The 19,912-nt window shown below is 63.1% G+C and carries 14 protein-coding genes; 4 read left to right on the forward strand and 10 right to left on the reverse strand.

Annotated features, from left to right (window positions below; all coding sequences use genetic code 11):
• Window positions 1-200: 200 nt before the first annotated feature.
• The 5 genes from AAHM40_RS26140 to AAHM40_RS26160 all read right to left on the reverse strand — a co-directional run bounded on the left by AAHM40_RS26140 (window position 201) and on the right by AAHM40_RS26160 (window position 6,773).
• The gene (locus tag AAHM40_RS26140) at window positions 201-1,382 is read right to left on the reverse strand and encodes a CaiB/BaiF CoA transferase family protein (RefSeq protein WP_342247301.1); all 1,182 of its coding nucleotides are present in this window, start codon (window positions 1,380-1,382) and stop codon (window positions 201-203) included.
• A gap of 29 nt (window positions 1,383-1,411) precedes the next feature.
• Window positions 1,412-3,049 carry an AMP-binding protein gene (locus AAHM40_RS26145; protein ID WP_342247302.1) on the reverse strand — a complete coding sequence of 546 codons (1,638 nt, stop codon included), beginning with the start codon at window positions 3,047-3,049 and terminating at the stop codon, window positions 1,412-1,414.
• A 52-nt stretch (window positions 3,050-3,101) separates the two neighbouring features.
• A complete protein-coding gene (locus AAHM40_RS26150) occupies window positions 3,102-3,929 on the reverse strand; it encodes an amidohydrolase family protein (RefSeq protein WP_342247303.1) in 828 nt (275 codons plus the stop codon).
• A 94-nt stretch (window positions 3,930-4,023) separates the two neighbouring features.
• Window positions 4,024-5,163, reverse strand: a complete 1,140-nt coding sequence (locus AAHM40_RS26155) for an acyl-CoA dehydrogenase family protein (protein ID WP_342247304.1) — start codon at window positions 5,161-5,163, stop codon at window positions 4,024-4,026.
• 314 nt (window positions 5,164-5,477) lie between these two features.
• Window positions 5,478-6,773 carry a dicarboxylate/amino acid:cation symporter gene (locus AAHM40_RS26160; protein ID WP_342247305.1) on the reverse strand — a complete coding sequence of 432 codons (1,296 nt, stop codon included), beginning with the start codon at window positions 6,771-6,773 and terminating at the stop codon, window positions 5,478-5,480.
• 324 nt (window positions 6,774-7,097) lie between these two features.
• On the opposite strand from AAHM40_RS26160, the gene AAHM40_RS26165 reads away from it, so the two are divergent.
• The gene (locus tag AAHM40_RS26165) at window positions 7,098-8,096 is read left to right on the forward strand and encodes an AraC family transcriptional regulator (protein WP_342247306.1); all 999 of its coding nucleotides are present in this window, start codon (window positions 7,098-7,100) and stop codon (window positions 8,094-8,096) included.
• 183 nt (window positions 8,097-8,279) lie between these two features.
• On the opposite strand, the gene AAHM40_RS26170 is transcribed toward AAHM40_RS26165, so the two are convergent.
• The 3 genes from AAHM40_RS26170 to AAHM40_RS26180 all read right to left on the reverse strand — a co-directional run bounded on the left by AAHM40_RS26170 (window position 8,280) and on the right by AAHM40_RS26180 (window position 11,000).
• On the reverse strand, window positions 8,280-9,659 hold the full coding sequence (locus AAHM40_RS26170) for an ATP-binding protein (RefSeq protein WP_342247307.1): 1,380 nt from the start codon (window positions 9,657-9,659) through the stop codon (window positions 8,280-8,282).
• Window positions 9,656-10,333, reverse strand: coding sequence for a response regulator (locus AAHM40_RS26175; protein WP_028628956.1), 678 nt, complete (start codon window positions 10,331-10,333; stop codon window positions 9,656-9,658). The genes AAHM40_RS26170 and AAHM40_RS26175 overlap by 4 nt, the downstream gene beginning before the upstream one ends.
• Window positions 10,334-10,394: 61 nt before the next feature.
• Window positions 10,395-11,000 carry a hypothetical protein gene (locus AAHM40_RS26180; protein WP_342247308.1) on the reverse strand — a complete coding sequence of 202 codons (606 nt, stop codon included), beginning with the start codon at window positions 10,998-11,000 and terminating at the stop codon, window positions 10,395-10,397.
• A gap of 410 nt (window positions 11,001-11,410) precedes the next feature.
• Between AAHM40_RS26180 and AAHM40_RS26185 the strand changes: the two genes are divergently transcribed.
• Window positions 11,411-12,130 carry a 4'-phosphopantetheinyl transferase family protein gene (locus tag AAHM40_RS26185; RefSeq protein ID WP_342247309.1) on the forward strand — a complete coding sequence of 240 codons (720 nt, stop codon included), beginning with the start codon at window positions 11,411-11,413 and terminating at the stop codon, window positions 12,128-12,130.
• A gap of 41 nt (window positions 12,131-12,171) precedes the next feature.
• On the opposite strand, the gene AAHM40_RS26190 is transcribed toward AAHM40_RS26185, so the two are convergent.
• Window positions 12,172-13,788: an ATP-binding protein gene (locus AAHM40_RS26190; protein ID WP_342247310.1), complete on the reverse strand. Its 1,617-nt coding sequence runs from the start codon at window positions 13,786-13,788 to the stop codon at window positions 12,172-12,174.
• A gap of 39 nt (window positions 13,789-13,827) precedes the next feature.
• Window positions 13,828-14,550 (reverse strand): response regulator, encoded by a 723-nt coding sequence (locus AAHM40_RS26195; protein WP_342247311.1) that lies wholly within the window; start codon window positions 14,548-14,550, stop codon window positions 13,828-13,830.
• Between the two features lie 711 nt (window positions 14,551-15,261).
• Here AAHM40_RS26195 and AAHM40_RS26200 point away from each other — a divergent pair.
• Entirely contained in the window at window positions 15,262-18,153 is a 2,892-nt protein-coding gene (locus tag AAHM40_RS26200; RefSeq protein ID WP_342247312.1) for a ribonucleoside-diphosphate reductase subunit alpha, read from the forward strand.
• 340 nt (window positions 18,154-18,493) lie between these two features.
• Window positions 18,494-19,741 carry a ribonucleotide-diphosphate reductase subunit beta gene (locus AAHM40_RS26205; protein WP_028628950.1) on the forward strand — a complete coding sequence of 416 codons (1,248 nt, stop codon included), beginning with the start codon at window positions 18,494-18,496 and terminating at the stop codon, window positions 19,739-19,741.
• Window positions 19,742-19,912: the final 171 nt, after the last annotated feature.

Here is a 19,912-nt window from a genome sequence, read left to right on the forward strand (position 1 = left end):
AAGCATTGCTTCCGGTGGCGATGAACGCATGAGCGCGAAGCGATCAGGCCGGGGCGCAGGGCGGGGGCGGGGGTGAGGGTTGTATCCGGCTGGCGCGGAAGCCTAGAGGGCCCGCGCTAGAAGGCTTCACTCAACGTTGCAACAGCTAACGCAGACATAGCCAATGAATTCGCCCCTACAGGGTTTCACTGCACCCAGCCCTACCCCGTCACCTTTGCCGCCTTCAGCGCCTCGATCTGCTCTGCGCTCAACCCCAGCCCAGCCAGCACTTCAGTGGTATGCGATCCCACAGCCCCGCCGGTATGGCGTGGCGCAGGAAGCCCAACGGAGAACTTGATCGGGCAGGCGATCTGCTTCTGCGGCGGCAGGCCGTTGCGCGGCACCTCCACCACCAGGTTGCGGGCCCTGATGTGTGGATGCTCCACCGCCTCCGACAGCGGCAGCATCGGTTCCACGCAGGCGTCCAGGGCGGCGAAGACCTCCACCCACTCGGCAAAGTCGCGTTTCTCGAACTCGATTTCGATCGCGCGCTTGAGCTCGCGCTGGTCTTCGGGCTTGGGCGACAAGCCCTTGGCTGCCAGTTCAGGCCGGCCGATAGCAGCACAAAACTGCTGCATGAACTGCGGCTCCAGGCTGCCCACCGAGAGCCAGCGGCCATCGCGGGTGCGGTAGTAGTCGTAGAAGCTGCCACCGTTCAGGGCCTGGTTCTCCATGTCCGGCTCCACACCGGCACCCAGGTAGCCCGCCCCTGCCATGCCGTGCAGGGCAAAGGCGCAGTCGGTCATGCTCACGTCCACGTGCTGCCCTTCCCCTGTCGCCTGGCGATGGATCACCGCTGCCAACAGCCCCATCACCCCATGCAGCGAACCACCGCCGATATCCGCCAATTGCACGCCCAAGGGCAGCGGCCCGCTGTCGCGGCGCCCGGTGTAACTTGCAATGCCGGCCAGGGCCAGGTAGTTGATGTCGTGCCCGGCGCGGTCGCGGTAGGGGCCGGTCTGGCCGTAGCCGGTGATCGATACGTAGATCAGCTTCGGATTGACCGCTTTCAGCGCCTCATAGCCAAGCCCCAAACGCTCCATCACGCCGGGGCGAAACTGCTCCAGTACGATGTCGTAGTCGCTTACCAACTGCTTGACCAGTTCCACCGCCTCGGGCCGTTTCAGGTCCAGGGCGATGCTGCGCTTGTTGCGGTTGAGATACGCATGGCTGGTGGACTGGCCGCCATCGTGGGGCGGCAGCACGCGCACCAGGTCCATGCGCGAGGGCGACTCCACCCGCAGTACATCAGCCCCCATGTCCGCCAGCAACAACGAGGCGAAGGGCCCTGGCAACAGGGTGGAAAAATCGAGGATTTTCAACGAAGACAGCGGGCCATTCATGGCTACTCCTGATGCGTGTGTTCTGGCGGTCATTCCCAATGCAGCGCCTGGCGCACATCGAGGCGGTCGACCGCCGGGGCGTAACGGGCTTCGAGTACGTTACGGCGAATCTTCATGGTGGGGGTCATGGAACCGTTATCCACCGTCCAGGGCTCTCGAACCAGCAGTACGTGGCTGACGCGCTCGTGAGGCAATAGCTTGCCGTTGAGCTGCTCGAGGGTGGTCAACAGGTCGGCCTCCACCTCAGCGCGAGCCTGCCCGCGGGCGGCGGGGCTCAGCTCGATCAATGCCAGGGGTTGATCCAGGCCGCTGCCCATCAGGCACACCTGCTCCACCCAGAGGTTCTTGGCGATCTCGCCTTCGATGGGCGCCGGCGCCACGTACTTGCCCTTGCTGGTCTTGAAGATGTCCTTCACCCGGCCGGTGATACGCAGGTAGCCATCGGCGTCGATCTGCCCCTTGTCACCCGTGTGCAGCCAACCATCGCGCAGAGTCTCGGCCGTCTTTTCCGGCTCCAGGTAGTAGCCGGTCAACAATGACGGGCTGCGGTAGAGGATCTCGCCATCCTCGGCGATGCGCAGTTCGTTGTCCGGCATCACCCGGCCCACCGTGCCGAAACGCACCTGCCCCGGCCGGTTGAAGTTGCCGTAGGCGAAGTTCTCGGTCATGCCGTAACCCTCGCAGATGGTCAGGCCGATGCGCCGGTACCACTCCAGAAGCGCCACGGGAATGGGCGCGGCGCCGCTCACCAGCACCCGCGCGCGGTCGAGCCCCAAGCCTCGGCGTATCTTCCGCGCCACCAGGGCGCCCAGCAACGGAACCGCCAGTAGGCGGTCGAGTCGACGCTGCGGCAACTTCTCCAGAACCCCCTGCTGGAAGCGCGTCCACAAACGCGGCACGGAGAAAAACTGGGTCGGGCGGATTTCCCGCAGGTCTTCGGCGAAGGTCTCCAGAGACTCGGCGAAGCCAATGCCGCAACCACAATAGAGGCTGTTGGTTTCCACCAGGAAGCGCTCGGCGGCATGGGACAACGGCAGGTATGAGAAGAATTGGTCGCCCTCTCCCAGCCCCATCTCCCTCACTGAGCGGCTGGAGGCGAAGGCGAACGCTCGCGCCGTCTGCATCACGCCCTTGGGCTGGCCGGTGGTACCGGAGGTATAGAGGATGCTGATCAGGTCGTCCGGGCGCTGCTCGTGGACCTCACGCAGGGGCGCATGCCGAGCCAACAGTTCGCCCCAGGTGTAGTCGGCGTGCAAGGTTGGATAGGGCATCGCGATACGCACCACATCAGCCGGGATACCCGGCTCCAGGCGCTCGGCATCATCCAGCTTGCCGAGGATGATCACCTTGCAGGCGGAATGGCGCAGGACGTATTCGATGCTCTCGGCCGACTGCAGCGGATAGAGCGGTACGCTGACCAGCCCGGCGAGCATGATCGCCAGGTCACTCACTATCCATTCGGCGCAGTTCTTCGCCAGGATCGCCACCCGGTCTCCCGGCTCGCAGCCCAGGGCCCGCAGCGCACTGGCCAGGCGCCGCGCGCGGTCATCGGCCTCGCGCCAGGTGATGGGATGCCACGTCCGCGCCACCGGCTGACGCAGCCAGACGCGATCCGGCGTGGTCGCCACCCAGTGGGAGAAACGTTGCAACGGCAGTGCTTCGCTCATCCTGCAGCCCTCTTATTGTTGTTATCGGCTCATTGCCCGATGGACCATCACTCTAGAGCTTGAACACCCTCCGCGCATTCCCATGCAGAAACTTCGCTTGCACGTCCTCCGACAGCCCCATCTCGTCCACCTGCTCCATGCAACGGGAAAGCGACAGCTGCGGGAAGTTGCTGCCGAACAGCACCTTGTCCTGGCCGTAAGTCTTCATGTACTGCAACAAGGCCTGCGGGTAGTAGCGCGGCAGGTAGGCCGAGGTGTCGATATAGATGTTGTCGTGCTTCCAGGCGACGCCGATCATTTCCTCGGTCCAGGGGTGGCCGATGTGCCCGGCGACGATGCGCAGCTCGGGGAAATCCAGTGCCACCTCGTCCAGATAGGGCACCGGCCGGCCGGTTTCCGAAGGCATCAACGGACCGGTGTGGCCGACCTGGGTGCAGAACGGGATGTCCAGCTCGATGCACTTCGCATAGAGGGGGTAGTAGAGCCGATGGTTGGGCGGCAGCTTCCACAACCAGGGCACCACCCGCAGCGCCTTGAAGCCCAGCTCGTTCACCGCGCGGTCCAGCTCGCGCAGGGCGGCCATGGGCTTGCTCATATCCACCGCAGCAACACCGACGAAACGGTCGGGGAAGGCGCGGGTGTACTCGGCCACCTCGTCGTTGGTGCTGACCCAGCGCTCCGGTCGGCACCAGGCACTGACCATCAGCTTGTCGATACCGGCGCGATCCATCTCGGCAACGGTTTCTTCCGGGCTCAGGCCCTTGTCGAGCAGGGCCGTGGTGCCGGACTTCTCGAACAGCCGCACGGCCTCAGGTATCAGCTCGCGGGTACGACCGGTGGCCAGTTGGGCCCAGGCATCGATGGCGCCGAATCTGGACATGGGAGACTCCTCCTCAGTTATTCATAAAATGGGCTTCGCTGCGCTCAGCACGGCGATATCTGCCCCATGCGGATCAGCCGAAAGAGCGCACGGCTCAGAGTTTCATACCGCGGCTGATGATCTCTTTCATGATCTCCGAGGTGCCGGCGAAGATGCGCTGGATGCGCGCGTTCGCGTACATCTTGCAGATCGGGTATTCCCACATGTAGCCCCAGCCACCGTGCAGTTGCACGCCCTCGTCCACCACCTTGCAGAGCAGTTCGGTAGTGAACAGCTTGGCCTCGGCGGCGACTTCCGGGGTGAGTTTCTTCTGGTTGTGATCCATCACGCAGCGGTCGGTGAACACCTGGGCGACGTCGATCTGGGTCCGCATCTCGGCCAGCTTGAAGCGGGTGTTCTGGAAGTGCGCGATCGGCCTGTCAAAGGCCTTGCGCTCCTTCACGTAGTCGATGGTGGTGAGCAGCGCAGCCTCGGCGCCAGCCACCGCGCCGCAAGCGTTGGTCAGGCGCTCCTGGGCGAGCATGTTCATCAGGTAAAAGAAGCCGCCCTTGGCATCGCCCAGCAGGTTTTCCTTCGGCACCTTGACGTTGTTGAAGAACAGCTCGGCGGTGTCCTGGCTCTTCATGCCCAGCTTCTCAAGGTTGCGTCCGCGCTCGAAGCCTTCCATGCCCCGCTCAACCAGGAACAGGCCCATGGCGTGCTTGTTCGAAGGATCGGTCTTGGCGGCGACGATCACCACGTCCGCTAGCAGGCCGTTGGAGATAAACACCTTGGAACCGTTGAGCAGGTAGTGGTCACCCTTGTCCACGGCGGTGGTGCGCATGCCGGCAAGATCCGAGCCGGCGCTGGGCTCGGTCATCGCGACGGCGAGAATGGTTTCGCCACGGATGATCCCCGGCAGGAAGCGGGCCTTCTGCTCAGCGTTGCCGTACTCGGCGATGTAGGGGCCGCAAAGGGCCGAGTGCAGAGGAATCATGAAACCCGGCTCGTTGATGTAGGCGAGCTCCTCACACATGATCTGCTCGTAGCGGAAGTCCTTAAGCCCCGCGCCGCCGTACTCCTCGTCTGCCCAAGGCAGCAGGAAGCCCATCTCGCCAGCCTTCCTCCAGACACCGCGGTCGACCACACCGGCGGCCTCCCACTCGTTCTGGTACGGCACCACCTCCTTCTGCAAGAAGCTGCGGAAGGCCTCGCGGAACAAGTTGTGCTCAGTCTCGAAATGAATGCGCTGCATGGCGTTGCCTCCCTGGGCCGAAGTCGTGCCGCAGGTTAGGCGCCAGCGCCGGGCGCCCTCAATGACGCAAGCGCTCAGTGCGAATTGACTCAATCGTTCAGGGGCGGGTACCGGCCTTTTCAGGAGCCAGCAGGATGGGAGGAACGGTGCAATAAACATGCGGCCGGCTGGATCTGATGGGTATCGCAGGCTCTACCCATCCTGCGGTCGCGCGGCTCCTTTGGAGCCATCCCTCAGGCAAAAAAAGCCCGGCTACGGGGGCCGGGCTTGAGAAAGCCTCCTCACCAGGAGGAGAACGCTGTAGCAGTTGTCGATCAGGCAGCAGTCTGCGGGGCGGCCGCCACTTCGGACTTGCCACCGGCAGCCAGTTCAGTCTGCAGGGTGTTCTCGTCCAGTTGCTTGCACCACTTGGCGACGACGATGGTGGCCACGCCGTTGCCGATCAGGTTGGTCAGCGCTCGGGCTTCAGACATGAAGCGGTCGATGCCGAGGATCAGCGCCAGGCCGGCAACCGGCAGGTGGCCGACAGCGGACAGGGTGGCGGCCAGCACGATGAAGCCGGAACCGGTGACGCCAGCGGCGCCCTTGGAGGCAACCAGCAGCACGGCCAGCAGGGTCAGTTGGTGAGTGATGTCCATCGGGGTGTCAGTGGCCTGGGCAATGAACACAGCGGCCATGGTCAGGTAGATGGAGGTGCCATCCAGGTTGAAGGAGTAGCCGGTGGGGATCACCAGACCGACTACCGACTTGTTCGCACCCAGCTTTTCCATCTTGTTCAGCATGCGCGGCAGGGCCGATTCGGAAGACGAGGTGCCGAGCACGATCAGCAGCTCTTCGCGGATGTAACGGACGAAGCGAATGATGCTGAAGCCATGGGCACGAGCAATCCCGCCCAGCACCACCAGGATGAAGAACACGCAGGTGATGTAGAAGCACAGCATCAGTTGGCCAAGCTGCACCAGCGAGCCCACGCCGTATTGGCCGATGGTGAAGGCCATGGCGCCGAAGGCACCGATGGGGGCGACCTTCATGATCATGTTGATGATGCCGAACATCACATGGGCGATGCGGTCGATGAACTCCAGTACCGGCTTGCCATAGTCACCCATGCGCTGCAGGGCGAAGGCGAAGATGACCGAGAAGAACAGCACCTGCAGGATGTCGCCGCTGGCGAATGCGCCAACGATCGTGCTGGGAATCACATTGAGGAGGAACGCAATGGTGCTCTGCTGCTCGCCGGCTGCGGCGAACGCGGCAATGCCCTTGGTGTCCAGGGTGGCCGGGTCGACATGCATGCCGACGCCCGGCTGGACGATGTTGACCACGACCAAGCCGATGATCAGCGCAATGGTGGAAACGATTTCGAAGTACAGCAGCGCGTAGCCGCCGGTCTTGCCCACTGCCTTCATGTCCTGCATGCCGGCGATGCCGCTGACCACGGTGCAGAAGATGATGGGCGCGATGGCCATCTTGATCAGTTTGACGAAGCCGTCGCCCAGGGGTTTGAGCGCGACACCGGTCTCCGGATAGAAGTGGCCCAGGAGAATGCCGATGGCGATGGCGACGATGACCTGAACGTACAGGCTCTTGTAGAACGGTTGGCGGGACATGGCAGTGTTCCTTTCAAGTGATCCCGACCTGTTCCGTAAGGCCTGGCGTCACCGTGATCGACACATCTCCCTGTCTGGGAGACTTTTGTTGTTGTGCGGTCCAGTCGATTGGACGGCAATGTCCCTATTGCAGCCGCTGTGCCAATCTCAACAATTTAATAAAAACCTTATATTTCAACACCTTAATAAAGAACCCCGGCAACTTCCCCAGCACCTTCAGGCGGGTTTCCGCCACGCCCCCGGGGGGATTTCCGCCACGTGCGCCCTTGTGGCCGCGCCCGACCGCGACCTACCATCGGCCTCCCCGACCACGGAACAGCCCCTATGCGCGAGCGCACCATCGCCAGCCACTTCGTTCGTGCCGCCCTGCGCGGTGCCCTACGTCATGGTGTGGATTGCGCCCCCCTGTTGAGCGCCGCCAGCATCCAGCCGGCACTGCTGGACGAACCCCGGGCACGGGTGGCGCCCGAGCAGTTCGCACGACTCATGCAATTGCTCTGGGAAGCGCTGGACGACGAGTACATGGGCTTCGGCCGGCAACCAAGCAAACGCGGCACCTTCGCCATGATGTGCCACGCCATCATCCACTGCCGCACCCTGGAAAAGGCCCTGGGCCGGGGCACCCTCTTCTATGGGCTGTTCCCCGATGCTCCGCGCATCCAGCTGGAACGAGATGGCGAATTCGCCGTACTAAAGGTGGACGACTCGACGCTCCAGGACCCGGATCACTTCCTGGTGGAAAGCCTGCTGGTGATCTGGCACCGCCTGGGCAGTTGGCTGATCGGCCAACGCATTCGCCTGGAAGAGGCCACCTTCAGCTACGCAGAACCGGCCCACGCCAGCGAATACGAACTGCTCTTCCCTACCAACCGGCGCTTCGGGGCGCCGTGCATCAGCCTGCGCTTTCACGCCCGCTACCTGGCCATGCCGCTGCTGCAGGACGAGCGCACCCTCAAGCACTTCCTCGAGCATTCCCCGGCCGACCTGCTGGCCCGCCCGGACGGCGGCGACAGCCTGACCAGCCAGATCCGCCGCCTGCTCGGCCGAGACTGCCGCATCTGGCCCGACCTGGAAGCGGTGGCCCAGCACCTGCACATCAGCCCGCAGACCTTGCGCCGGCACCTGCGGGAGGAAGGGTCGAGCTTCCAGGAATTGAAGGACCACCTGCGCCGCGACCTGGCCATCTACCACCTGGGCCGGGACGAGCTATCGATCCAGGACATCGCCGATCAGCTCGGATTCTCCGAACCGTCGGCGTTCCATCGGGCGTTCAAGAAATGGACGGGGCTGACGCCGGGGGCGTATCGGGCGCAAGAGGCTTGAGGCGCAGATCGCTTTCTTGTGGGGGCGAATTCATTCGCGAAGCAGGACGCAGTCCTACCGTAGGTTGGTGCGGGCCACGTTGGTCCGAGGAACGAGGCCCAACACATCGGACCGCCCATTCAATCCCAACCCGGCTTCCCTCACCCCCGCCCCTCTCCCAGAGGGAGAGGGGAGAAAAGCAGATCAGAGCAGCGGAAACCTGATCCTGAATTCCGCCCCTCCCAGTGGGGACTCTTCAAGGAACAACTCGCCGTCGTAGCTTTCGATGATGTCCTTGACCACGGCGGTGCCAATGCCCTGCCCGGGATGCTGGGCATCCAAGCGTTCGCCCCGCTTCAGAATCCGATCACGCTGATCCTCCGGTACGCCGGGGCCGTCGTCTTCCACTTTGAGTTCGCAGTTGCCATCGCGCACACGGGCGCTGACGCGAACCTCGCCCAGACAGAGGCGGAAGGCGTTCTCCAGCAGGTTGCCAAGCAGCTCCAGCAAAGCGCCCTGTTCCATGGGAATCATCAGTCCCTCGTCGAAATCCCGCTCCACCCGCACGCGCTTTTCCCGATAGACCTTGTCCAAGGCATCGCAAAGGGTGTCGAGCAGCGGCGCCAGCTGTACCTGGTGACGCACCAGGCCGCTCTTGCGCAGGGAAGCCCGCTGCAACTGGTAGCTGATTTGCTGGCTCATGCGTTCGATCTGGCTCTGCAGCACCCGCGCCTGTTCGCGATCATCTGGCCTGACGGCAATGTTCTCGCTGACGCCCTGCAGCACCGAGAGCGGCGTTTTCAGGCTGTGGGCCAGATCATCCAGGGAGTTGCGGTAGCGCTCGCGCTGACGGCGCTCGCTGTCCAGCAGACGGTTGAGCGATTGGGTCAGGCGCAACAGTTCCCGAGGGTGCTCGTCGCTCAGGCTGTCGCGGTTGCCGGACTCCACCTCATCCAGCTCGGCACTGAGCCCACGCAGGCTGCGGAAGCCCCAAGTCAGGCCGAACCAGAGCAACCCCAGCAACACCAATAGGGCACCGCCGAGCCAAAGATAGAGCTGCTCGAGGAAACCGTCGTACATGGACTGGTAGTCGCTCACCGGCTGCATGGTGACGACGCTGTAGGCGGCCCTCTGTCCGCGCAACAGATCGACCTCGACGTCATACACGAAGAACTCGCGCCCCCCGGCATCGGCGACCCGGAGGAACTCGTGCCCACGGCCGTCGTAGCGCGGACGGTAGTCCACTCGCTCATCTCGCGACGAACGGGATTGCCAGACCAGCCCACCCTCGCTGTCGTAGATGTAGCCCAGCTGGCTGGCTTCGACGTTGTCGAACTCCTCGTCTGGCAGCTTGTCCGGCATTTCCAGATGGCCGTTGTGCACCCGAGCCGCCGCGATCAGCGCGCTGGCATCCGCAGCCAAGCGCTGCTGGATGGACTGGTCCAAGGCGATCACGAAGGCCCCGCGTAGCGCGGGCAACAGGGCCAGCATGAACAGGACCGTCATCACGGCGGCGCCGAGCATCAGCCGCAGGCGCAGTGACGACGCTGTGGAACGGTAGAACCCGCGCCAGCCGTTGGTCATCGGCAGCGCTCGGTGAACAGGTAGCCCTGGCCGCGAATCGTTTCGATCGGCTTGAAGCCGTTGTCGCCCTCCAGCTTGCGACGCAGGCGGCCGACCAGCACTTCGATCACGTTGGGATCACGCTCTTCGTCATTGGGATACAGCTGCTCCATCAGCCGATCCTTGGCCACCACTTGCTGGTGATGACGCATGAGGTATTCGAGGATGCGGTACTCGTAGGCAGTAAGCGCCACCGTTTCGCCTTCGAGCTGTGCCTGCTTGCGATTGAGGTCCAACAGAAGCGGGCCGGCCTCGATGGTGGACTGGACGAAGCCCGAGGAGCGCCGCAGCAATGCATTGAGCCGCGCCTCCAACTCTTCGAACTGGAACGGTTTGACCACATAGTCGTCGGCACCGGCAGCCAGGCCTTCGACCTTGTCCTGCCAGTTACCGCGGGCGGTGAGAATGAGGATGGGGAAGCTCTTGCCCTGGTTGCGCAGCTGGCGGATCAGATCCAGCCCGCTGATACCGGGCAGGCCAAGGTCGATAACGGCCAGGTCATGGTGGTATTCCGCAGCGCGATAGAGCGCTTCCTCGGCGTTGGGCACAGCGTCTACCACGTGGCCCTGCTCGCCCAGGCGGGTGTAGAGATGGTGGCGCAGCAACGCCTCGTCTTCCACAACCAGCAGTTTCATGGGCTGTTTCCCCTTTCAATAAGGCGGCCGGGCAAATGCCCGGCCTGCTGTTAAGCACGACTCAGAACTTGTAGTTGGCGCCGAGGTAAGCCTGGCCGCTGCTGTGCAGGTCCAGGGAGCCCAGGCGGGGACCGCCGTGCTCGCCCATGTCGGTGCTGACATTAGTGCGCAGGTAACGGTAGCCGGCTTCGATCGAAGCGTTCTTGCTCAGGTCCTGCAGGATACCGGCCTGCAGGCCAGCAGCGTAGTTGATATTGCTGTCGCGGCTCATGCCCTTGCTTTCCTGCTCCAGCTTGACCAGGCCGAGGGTGGCACCGCCGAACAGCTGGGTGTTGTAGTCACCCACTGGTACGAACACATCGTAGCTGCCAAGCAGGTTTTGCTGGCGCAGCTTGTAGCCGCTGTCGGTATCGGAGAAGTTTTCGTAGGTCATGTAGTACCGGCCGCTGTCGTGCTGCTGGCCGGCACGTACGCCCCAGGTATCGGTCTTGTGGATGACCTTGTCCAGGCTGGGGTTGTTCAGGTTCGCGTTCAGCGAGTCGGACTTCTGGATATTGTTGTTGGTCTGACCCCAGGTCAGGCCAACGAAGCTGTCTGCGGCCTGGGCGCCAACAGCAGCAAAGGCCAGGGCGGAAGCAAGGGTGATACGGCTCAGAGTGTGGTTCATGGAATGTTCCCCTTCGAGTGGTCGAGTAATTGGCTGAACTCGGGGCTAGATTGCACGCCGACCACTGAACCGCTCCTGAACCCTCCTTGAACCTAAGCTGAACGAAATGCCCTACATCGACTTAAGACATTTTTGTAAGGTGGGCTTAAGCCCACGCGCCATCTGCACCTGAAATACAGGCAAAAAAAACGGGAGCCCATCCGGGCTCCCGCACTCAATTCAGAGAAAATGTCCGAAACCGGCATTGCCAAGGTTCCAGACTACAACCTCACCTGCGTTCCAGAAGAAACGCATGGCTAGTCTGGCAAAAAGCACGGCCTGGGTTCCGTTTCGCTTTGTTTGCCATTTGCAAACATATGTAAACGGCCGCGCCGCTGGCCGATTCCACCGACGCCGGGCAGAATGCCGCGATGACTTCGAACCACCCCGCCTGCTGCAGCCCCTTCGACTCCACCTGGCCCTTCGCTGAAGACCTGCCCGGCGTACTCATGCGTTCCTGCCGCTTCGATCCGGCCCGGCTCGTCGCCGAAGACTTCTCTCGCAGTGCCATTCCCGCACCAGCCAACATCCAGCGCTCGGTGGCCAAGCGGCAAGCGGAATACCTTGCCGGCCGCCTCTGTGCGCGCACCGCCCTCGTCGCCCTCACCGGCCGCGCCGACGTGCCCGCCCTGGGTGAAGATCGCGCACCGGTCTGGCCGGCCGGCGTCAGCGGCTCCATCAGCCACAGCCACGGGCTGGCCACTGCCCTGGTTGCGGACAGCAGGCAGTGGCGCGGCCTCGGCCTGGATCTGGAAGAGCCACTGGCCAGCGACCGAGCGTTGCGCCTGGCGGAAGAAATCCTCACACCAGCCGAACTGCAACGGCTGGATGGCCTCACGCCCGAACAGCAAGCCGCACGCATCACCCTGACCTTCTCCATCAAGGAGAGCCTGTTCAAGGCGCTCTATCCGCTGGTGCAAAAGCGCTTCTATTTCCATGACGCGGAATTGCTGGAGTGCGATGGCACCCGCGCCCGACTGCGGCTGCTGATCGAGCTGTCGGCGGAGTGGACGGCGGGGCGTGAGCTGGAAGGCTGGTACTGCGACTTCCAGGGTCGAGTGTTGAGCCTGGTAGCAATTGCAGCCCCGTAAGGCGGGCCGCTCTACAGAAAAGCAATCGGAGTTGCACTGGCCTACAGCGTCTCCGCCTCACTCTGCCGCCGCGGCCACACCAGGCTGAAGCGCGCACCGCCCAGCGTTTCGCTGCGGCCGATCTGCGCACGGCCTGCGTGCCAATAGATGATCCGCCGCACGATGGACAACCCCAGGCCATGGCCACCCGAAGCACGGGTACGGCTGTCGTCCAGGCGCATGAAGGGCTTGAAGATCTTCTCCCACTGACTCTCCGGCACACCGGGGCCATCATCTTCGACATCGATGCGGCAGCGCTTGTGGCCGATCTGATAGTTCAACTGCACCCGTGACTCCGCATGACGCATGGCGTTGCTCACCAGGTTTTGCAGGGCACGGTGCAGGTAGCGCGGCTCTGCCTCCACCCAGGCGCCGTCGCTGCCGACGTTCAGGCACAGACCACGCTCGATGCGTACGGTGGCGCGCAACGGAGAAAGCTCGGCGATCACCTGATCGAACAGCGCATCCAGGTCCACGCGCTGGAAATGCAGGGCCGGCGCCCCCTGCTCCAGGCGCGCGTAAGTCAGCATCTCGTCCACCAGCTTGTCCAGCTCCTGGATGTCGCCGTCCATGCCATCCATGTACTTGCGCCGGGCACTCTCGCTTTCAGCGTCGGCAATCATTTCCAGACCGAAGCGCAACCGCGCCACCGGGGTACGCAGCTCATGGGATACCGCACGAATCAGCTCCCGCTGCAGCATCAACAGCCGCTGCAACTGCTCGGCCATGCCGTTGAAAGCCGCAGCCAGGCGCCCCACCGAGTCAGCCCCCTTGGCCGGTACGCGCGCGTCCAGCTTGCCCTGGGCAATGCTGGTGGCGGCGCTTTCAAGCCCCATCAGCCGGTGCTCCAACTGGCGCACGAGGAAGTAGACAGTCAGGCCGATCAGGGTCAGACCAAGGAAGCCGATCAGCACCAGCATCTGCGGTGGATAAGGGTTCATCTGGTGCAGCGGGCCCATTTCCAGCACCCAGGGCGTGTCCACCATGCCGGCGAATACGCGGATGGAGTCGCCATCCTTGCCCAGCGCCATCACGGTGTCGCCCTCGTCCACTCGCCGACGTTGATCGGCGTCGAGGTCCGCCTCCCTCAGCGGGATCAGTCGCAGGTCAAAGCCGAACTGCTTGTTGTCCTTGATAGACGCCAGACGCTGCGGCTGCTCGTTCACCGGGAAGCGCACCAGTTCATCCATCAACAGGTAAACCGTGGCCCGCGCCAGCTGTTCGCTGATCTGCTCGACCTCGCCGGTCAGCATCAGCCGCTCGCTCACGCTGACCAGGCCGAACACGCGCGCTGCATGAGGCCCGGTCTCCTCCACCAGTACCTGGCCACGTACCAGCCGGTTGCGGGCACTACTGTCCAGCTTCGAGCCCTCCATGGGCCGCAGCTCCAGGGGAATGCCCAATAGCCGTCCCCAGAGCACCACGGCGCGGCGGCGCTCCACTTCGTTCATGGGCTGGAGGTTATCGGCCATCAGGCGGAACGTGCCGCGCGCCAGACTCTCGCGGTACTGGTCGGCACGCACCTGGTTGACCTGGTGAATGGTGAAGACGCCAAGCAGCGCCACCAGCACCAAGGTGACCAGCATGCCGCCATAGATGCGCAGAAAGATCGAATTCATGGACTGTTGCCCGGAAGCTGTGAACCGTCAGCCGGTCCGTCAGAGGCCCTCGGCGGCCTCTCTTACGAATAGATAGCCCTTGCTGCGTACCGTCTTGATCAAGCGCGGGTGCATGGGGTCATCACCAATCTTCGGGCGGATTCGCGAAATGCGTACGTCGATGGAACGGTCCTGACCGTCGTACTCGATGCCGCGCAGGGCGTTGAAGATCTCCTCGCGGGAGAGGATGCGCCCCGAATTCACCGCCAGCAGCCACAGCAGGTCGAACTCGGCGCTGGTCAGCTCGATGCTGCGCTCGTTCAGCCAGGCTTCGCGCATGGCGTTGTCGATCACCAGCGGGCCGAACGCCAGGCGGCGCTGGTTTTCCACCACCGGCGCGTCGACCACCGCTTCGCTGCGCCGCAACAGGGCGCGGATGCGCGCCAACAGCACACGCGGGCGCACCGGCTTGCAGACATAGTCATCGGCGCCCAGTTCCAGGCCAAGGACCTGGTCCATGTCGTCGGTACGGGCCGTAAGCATCAGGATCGGCCCCTCATACTGGCCACGCAGCTTGCGGCAAATGGACAGACCATCCTCGCCCGGCAGCATCAGATCCAGCACCACCAGGTCCGGGCGCTCCCTGAGAATACGCGCCACGGCCTGACCACCATCGGACTCGATGGCCACCTGCAGGCCGTTGCCTTCCAGGTATTCGCGCGTCAGATCGGCCAGTCGCTGATCGTCTTCGACTATGAGGATTCGCCAGGCTTCTTGCTCCACCACACACTCCCGCAGACAGCGTCAGGACCATCGAAAAAGGGCTCGCATTGTAGCAATGCCGGCTCGATAGCACAGCGCATGCCAAATGAAGGCTAAAACACAAGATATTGTGTTAGCTTGCGACGCCGTCTACAGCACCGCCGCTGCCGAAAAACACACCTTTTGGCGGCGACGAACGGCAGAGCCTAGAGCCACCGGGCCTTTGCCTCCGTTACTCCGCAGTCACCCACAAATCACCCACAGTTTATCCACAGGCTAGATGTAGTGGGTCGCCTTGCAATGCCCCCAATAGCGCATTATCTTGTACCCCCATCGAGCCCAGCCCCTACATATTGGGGTGAGGGCGTACCACCGGACACAACTAGAATCAAGCGCCAAAGGCTTTTTCAGAGCCTGACCACCGGTGAGTCAATTGCAGTTTTTCACCCACCACCCGCCCCAGGCGAGTGGTGCCGGCCCAGGACACAAAGAACGTGACTGGGGGCCGGAAGCCGGTGCAGCGCGAATAGCGCCCACCACTAGGTATTGTGTTGTCACGGCGGTTTAACACCGTGACGTTTGACTTGTAGGGCCAGGAAGGCACTTGAGTCCTGTCCTTCTGCCTCGTAGCACCACGATTTGCGCTCGGCACCTCGCCGTGCGTATCGCGTTGTGAAAAGGAATGAAGGCGACTCGGGCGCCCTTACATAAATACAGAACATGGAGAACCCCATGCAGACCGACACCACTCGCGAGAACCCGCAGGCCGCAGCGCCGCTGGCAGCAGATTCCAACCAGGATCTGGCCGCCACTGCGCCCGGCCAGCTGCGCGTGATCAAACGCAACGGCACTGTCGTCCCGTACACCGACGACAAGATCACCGTTGCCATCACCAAAGCGTTCCTCGCCGTGGAAGGCGGTACTGCCGCTGCTTCTTCGCGTATCCATGAAACCGTCGCGCGCCTGACCGAACAGGTCACCGCGACCTTCAAGCGCCGCATGCCCTCCGGCGGCACCATCCACATCGAAGAGATCCAGGACCAGGTCGAACTGGCATTGATGCGCGCCGGCGAGCAGAAAGTCGCCCGCGACTACGTGATCTACCGCGAATCCCGCGCACAGGAGCGCTCCAAGCGCAGCGCCGCCAGCGACGTCGCCCAGCCGCACCCGAGCATCCGCATCACCCGCGCCGACGGCAGCCAGCAGCCGCTGGACATGGGCCGCCTGAACACCATCATCAGCGAAGCCTGCGAAGCCCTGGCCGAAGTCGACGGCGCGCTGATCGAGCGTGAAACCCTGAAGAACCTGTACGACGGCGTAGCCGAGAAGGACGTCAACACCGCCCTGGTGATGACCGCCCGTACCCTGGTAGAGCGCGAGCCGAACTACTCCTACGTCACCGCCCGCCTGCTGATGGACACCCTGCGCGCCGAAGCCCTGGGCTTCCTCGGCGTTGCCGAGAGTGCCACCCATCACGAGATGGCCGACCTCTACGCCAAAGCCCTGCCGGCCTACGTGGAAAAAGGCGTCGAGTTCGAACTGCTCGATCCGCAGCTGAAGACCTTCGACCTGGAAAAACTGGGCAAGGCCATCAACCACGAGCGCGACCAGCAGTTCACCTACCTCGGCCTGCAGACCCTGTACGACCGCTACTTCATCCACAAGGACGGCATCCGCTTCGAACTGCCGCAGGTCTTCTTCATGCGCGTGGCCATGGGCCTGGCCATCGAAGAGGAGCAGAAAGAAGAACGCGCCATCGAGTTCTACAACCTGCTGTCGTCCTTCGACTACATGAGCTCGACCCCGACCCTGTTCAACGCCGGCACCCTGCGTCCGCAGCTGTCGTCCTGCTACCTGACCACCGTGCCGGACGACCTGTCGGGCATCTACAACGCGATCCACGACAACGCCATGCTGTCGAAATTCGCCGGTGGCCTGGGCAACGACTGGACGCCGGTCCGTGCGCTCGGTTCCTACATCAAGGGCACCAACGGCAAGTCCCAGGGCGTGGTTCCGTTCCTGAAAGTCGTGAACGACACCGCCGTAGCCGTGAACCAGGGTGGCAAGCGCAAGGGCGCCGTCTGCGCGTACCTCGAAACCTGGCACATGGACATCGAAGAGTTCATCGAGCTGCGCAAGAACACCGGTGACGACCGTCGCCGTACCCACGACATGAACACCGCGAACTGGATTCCGGACCTGTTCATGAAGCGCGTGTTCGACGATGGCCAGTGGACCCTGTTCTCGCCGTCCGAAGTACCGGACCTGCACGACCTGACCGGCAAGGCCTTCGAAGAGCGCTACGAGTACTACGAAGCCCTGACCCAGTACGGCAAGATCAAGCTGTTCAAGACCATCCAGGCCAAAGACCTGTGGCGCAAGATGCTCTCGATGCTCTTCGAGACCGGCCACCCGTGGCTGACCTTCAAAGACCCGTGCAACCTGCGCAGCCCGCAGCAGCACGTGGGCGTGGTCCACAGCTCCAACCTGTGCACCGAGATCACCCTGAACACCAACAAGGACGAGATCGCGGTCTGCAACCTGGGCTCGATCAACCTGGTCAACCACATCATTGATGGCAAGCTGGACACCGCCAAGCTCGAGAAGACCGTCAAGACCGCAGTGCGCATGCTCGATAACGTTATCGACATCAACTACTACTCGGTCCCGCAGGCTCGCAACTCGAACCTCAAGCACCGTCCGGTGGGCCTCGGCATCATGGGCTTCCAGGACGCTCTGTACCTGCAGCACATCGCCTACGGCTCCGACGCGGCCATCGAGTTCGCCGACAAGTCCATGGAAGCGGTGAGCTACTTCGCCATCCAGGCGTCCTGCGACCTGGCCGACGAGCGCGGCGCCTACGAGACCTTCGACGGCTCCCTGTGGTCCAAGGGCATCCTGCCGCTGGACTCCCAGCAGATCCTCATCGAGGCCCGTGGCCAGAAGTACATCGACGTCGACCTGACCGAGTCCCTGGACTGGGCCCCGGTTCGCGAGCGCGTCAAGAAAGGTATTCGTAACTCGAACATCATGGCCATTGCGCCGACCGCGACCATCGCCAACATCACCGGCGTATCGCAGTCCATCGAGCCGACCTACCAGAACCTCTACGTGAAATCGAACCTCTCGGGCGAATTCACCGTGATCAACCCCTACCTGGTACACGACCTCAAAGCCCGCGGCCTGTGGGACCCGGTCATGGTTAACGACCTGAAGTACTACGACGGTTCCGTGCAGCAGATCGAGCGCATCCCGCAAGACCTGAAAGACCTGTACGCCACCGCCTTCGAAGTTGAAACCAAGTGGATCGTCGACGCCGCCAGCCGCCGTCAGAAGTGGATCGATCAGGCCCAGTCCCTGAACCTCTACATCGCCGGCGCCTCGGGCAAGAAGCTGGACGTGACCTACCGCATGGCTTGGTACCGTGGCCTGAAAACCACCTACTACCTCCGCGCCCTGGCCGCCACCAGCACCGAGAAGTCGACCATCAACACCGGCAAGCTGAACGCCGTATCCGCAGGTGGCAGCGAAACCCTGCAAGCCGCCCCGGCCGCAGCTCCGCAGCCCGCTCCGGTACCGAAAGCCTGCTCCATCGACAACCCGGATTGCGAAGCGTGCCAATAAGCGCGCGTCGCTGAGCGGCGCCCACGTTGTTGCCTGGCTGGCCGGCCCCCATCACGTACAGTCGTACGCTCAGGGGCTCCAGCCAACCAGGCGCCTAGCGGTCACTCGCACAGCACCACGCTCGACCGGAAGCACAGCACCCTCCCCTCTCCCTCCGGGAGAGGGGCTGGGGGTGAGGGAAACCTCAGGCAGTACGGAGTCAATAGCCGACCCATGAATCGGGCAGGCGCAGGCCAGGCAATCCACCGCCAGCCAGAACACAGCTTTAGCGTGCAACCACCCTTCACGCACCCAAACACCCAGGCCGGCACAGACCGGTCCGCCAACCAGGAGAGGAACCATGCTCAGCTGGGACGAATTCGACAAAGAAGACCCCACCGAAGCCAAGGCAGCACCCGCCGTTGCCCAGGCCGCCGCCAAGAACATCGACAAGCTCGACGACGAAGCCGCCGGCTCCGTTGAAGACGCCCGCGCCGTATCGGCCGACGACTCCGACGCCGTCGCCCGCGCCAAGAAGGCCCTGGACGCCCTCGACATCCAGGAAGGCCTGGACGACCTCGAAGGCTCCGCCGCGCGCGTGCAGGTTGGCGACAAGCAGATGATCAACGCCCGCGCCGACCTCAACCAACTCGTACCCTTCAAGTACGACTGGGCCTGGCAGAAGTATCTGGATGGTTGCGCCAACCACTGGATGCCGCAGGAAGTGAACATGAACGCCGACATTGCCCTGTGGAAGAGCAAGGACGGCCTGTCCGAAGACGAGCGCCGCATCGTGATGCGCAACCTCGGCTTCTTCTCCACCGCCGACTCCCTGGTTGCCAACAACCTGGTGCTGGCCGTGTACCGCCTGATCACCAACCCCGAGTGCCGCCAGTACATCCTGCGCCAGGCCTTCGAAGAGGCGATCCACACCCACGCCTACCAGTACTGCATCGAGTCGCTGGGCATGGATGAAGGCGAGATTTTCAACATGTACCACGAGATTCCGAGCGTCGCGAAAAAAGCGTCCTGGGGCCTCAAGTACACTCGCTCGATCTCCGACCCCGAGTTCAAGACCGGCACCCCGGAGACCGACCGCCAGTTCCTGCGCAACCTGATCGCCTACTACTGCGTTCTGGAAGGCATCTTCTTCTACTGCGGCTTCACCCAGATCCTCTCCATGGGCCGCCGCAACAAGATGACCGGCACTGCCGAGCAGTTCCAGTACATCCTGCGCGACGAATCCATGCACCTGAACTTCGGCATCGACGTGATCAACCAGATCAAGATCGAAAACCCGCACCTGTGGGATGCCCAGATGAAGGACGAAGCCACCCAGATGATCCTGCAGGGCACCCAGCTCGAGATCGAATACGCACGCGATACCATGCCGCGCGGCGTACTGGGCATGAACGCCGCGATGATGGAGGACTACCTCAAGTTCATCGCCAACCGCCGCCTGACCCAGATCGGCCTGAAAGAGGAATACCCGGGCGCGACCAACCCGTTCCCGTGGATGTCCGAAATCATGGACCTGAAGAAAGAGAAGAACTTCTTCGAGACACGCGTGATCGAGTACCAGACCGGCGGCGCGCTGAGTTGGGATTGAGTTCGGGTCGCGTAATTTTTCAACAAACGTTGGAACGTTTTCACGATTGTTGGAACGGATGCGCCTAGCGGCGCAGAGCCGCTGCCCTGGGGAGGGCAGCGGCGCGGGGCGGCCAACGCGGGGCGCGGGGGGAATGGGGCGAGCCAATGGCCCCCGCGGGGGGGGGGCCGT

Origin of the sequence: Pseudomonas sp. OTU5201 (genome assembly GCF_038440135.1) — a bacterium.
Classification (GTDB): Bacteria; Pseudomonadota; Gammaproteobacteria; order Pseudomonadales; family Pseudomonadaceae; genus Metapseudomonas; species Metapseudomonas resinovorans.

Excerpts from the sequence above, each read along its gene's own strand:
- AAHM40_RS26170 (WP_342247307.1), bottom strand. The coding sequence starts at position 9,659 with ATGACCAACGGCTGGCGCGGGTTCTACCGTTCCACAGCGTCGTCACTG.
- AAHM40_RS26200 (WP_342247312.1), top strand. The coding sequence starts at position 15,262 with ATGCAGACCGACACCACTCGCGAGAACCCGCAGGCCGCAGCGCCGCTG.
- AAHM40_RS26155 (WP_342247304.1), bottom strand. The coding sequence starts at position 5,163 with ATGCAGCGCATTCATTTCGAGACTGAGCACAACTTGTTCCGCGAGGCC.
- AAHM40_RS26160 (WP_342247305.1), bottom strand. The coding sequence starts at position 6,773 with ATGTCCCGCCAACCGTTCTACAAGAGCCTGTACGTTCAGGTCATCGTC.
- AAHM40_RS26190 (WP_342247310.1), bottom strand. The coding sequence starts at position 13,788 with ATGAATTCGATCTTTCTGCGCATCTATGGCGGCATGCTGGTCACCTTG.
- AAHM40_RS26205 (WP_028628950.1), top strand. The coding sequence starts at position 18,494 with ATGCTCAGCTGGGACGAATTCGACAAAGAAGACCCCACCGAAGCCAAG.
- AAHM40_RS26150 (WP_342247303.1), bottom strand. The coding sequence starts at position 3,929 with ATGTCCAGATTCGGCGCCATCGATGCCTGGGCCCAACTGGCCACCGGT.
- AAHM40_RS26180 (WP_342247308.1), bottom strand. The coding sequence starts at position 11,000 with ATGAACCACACTCTGAGCCGTATCACCCTTGCTTCCGCCCTGGCCTTT.
- AAHM40_RS26140 (WP_342247301.1), bottom strand. The coding sequence starts at position 1,382 with ATGAATGGCCCGCTGTCTTCGTTGAAAATCCTCGATTTTTCCACCCTG.
- AAHM40_RS26165 (WP_342247306.1), top strand. The coding sequence starts at position 7,098 with ATGCGCGAGCGCACCATCGCCAGCCACTTCGTTCGTGCCGCCCTGCGC.
- AAHM40_RS26185 (WP_342247309.1), top strand. The coding sequence starts at position 11,411 with ATGACTTCGAACCACCCCGCCTGCTGCAGCCCCTTCGACTCCACCTGG.
- AAHM40_RS26145 (WP_342247302.1), bottom strand. The coding sequence starts at position 3,049 with ATGAGCGAAGCACTGCCGTTGCAACGTTTCTCCCACTGGGTGGCGACC.
- AAHM40_RS26175 (WP_028628956.1), bottom strand. The coding sequence starts at position 10,333 with ATGAAACTGCTGGTTGTGGAAGACGAGGCGTTGCTGCGCCACCATCTC.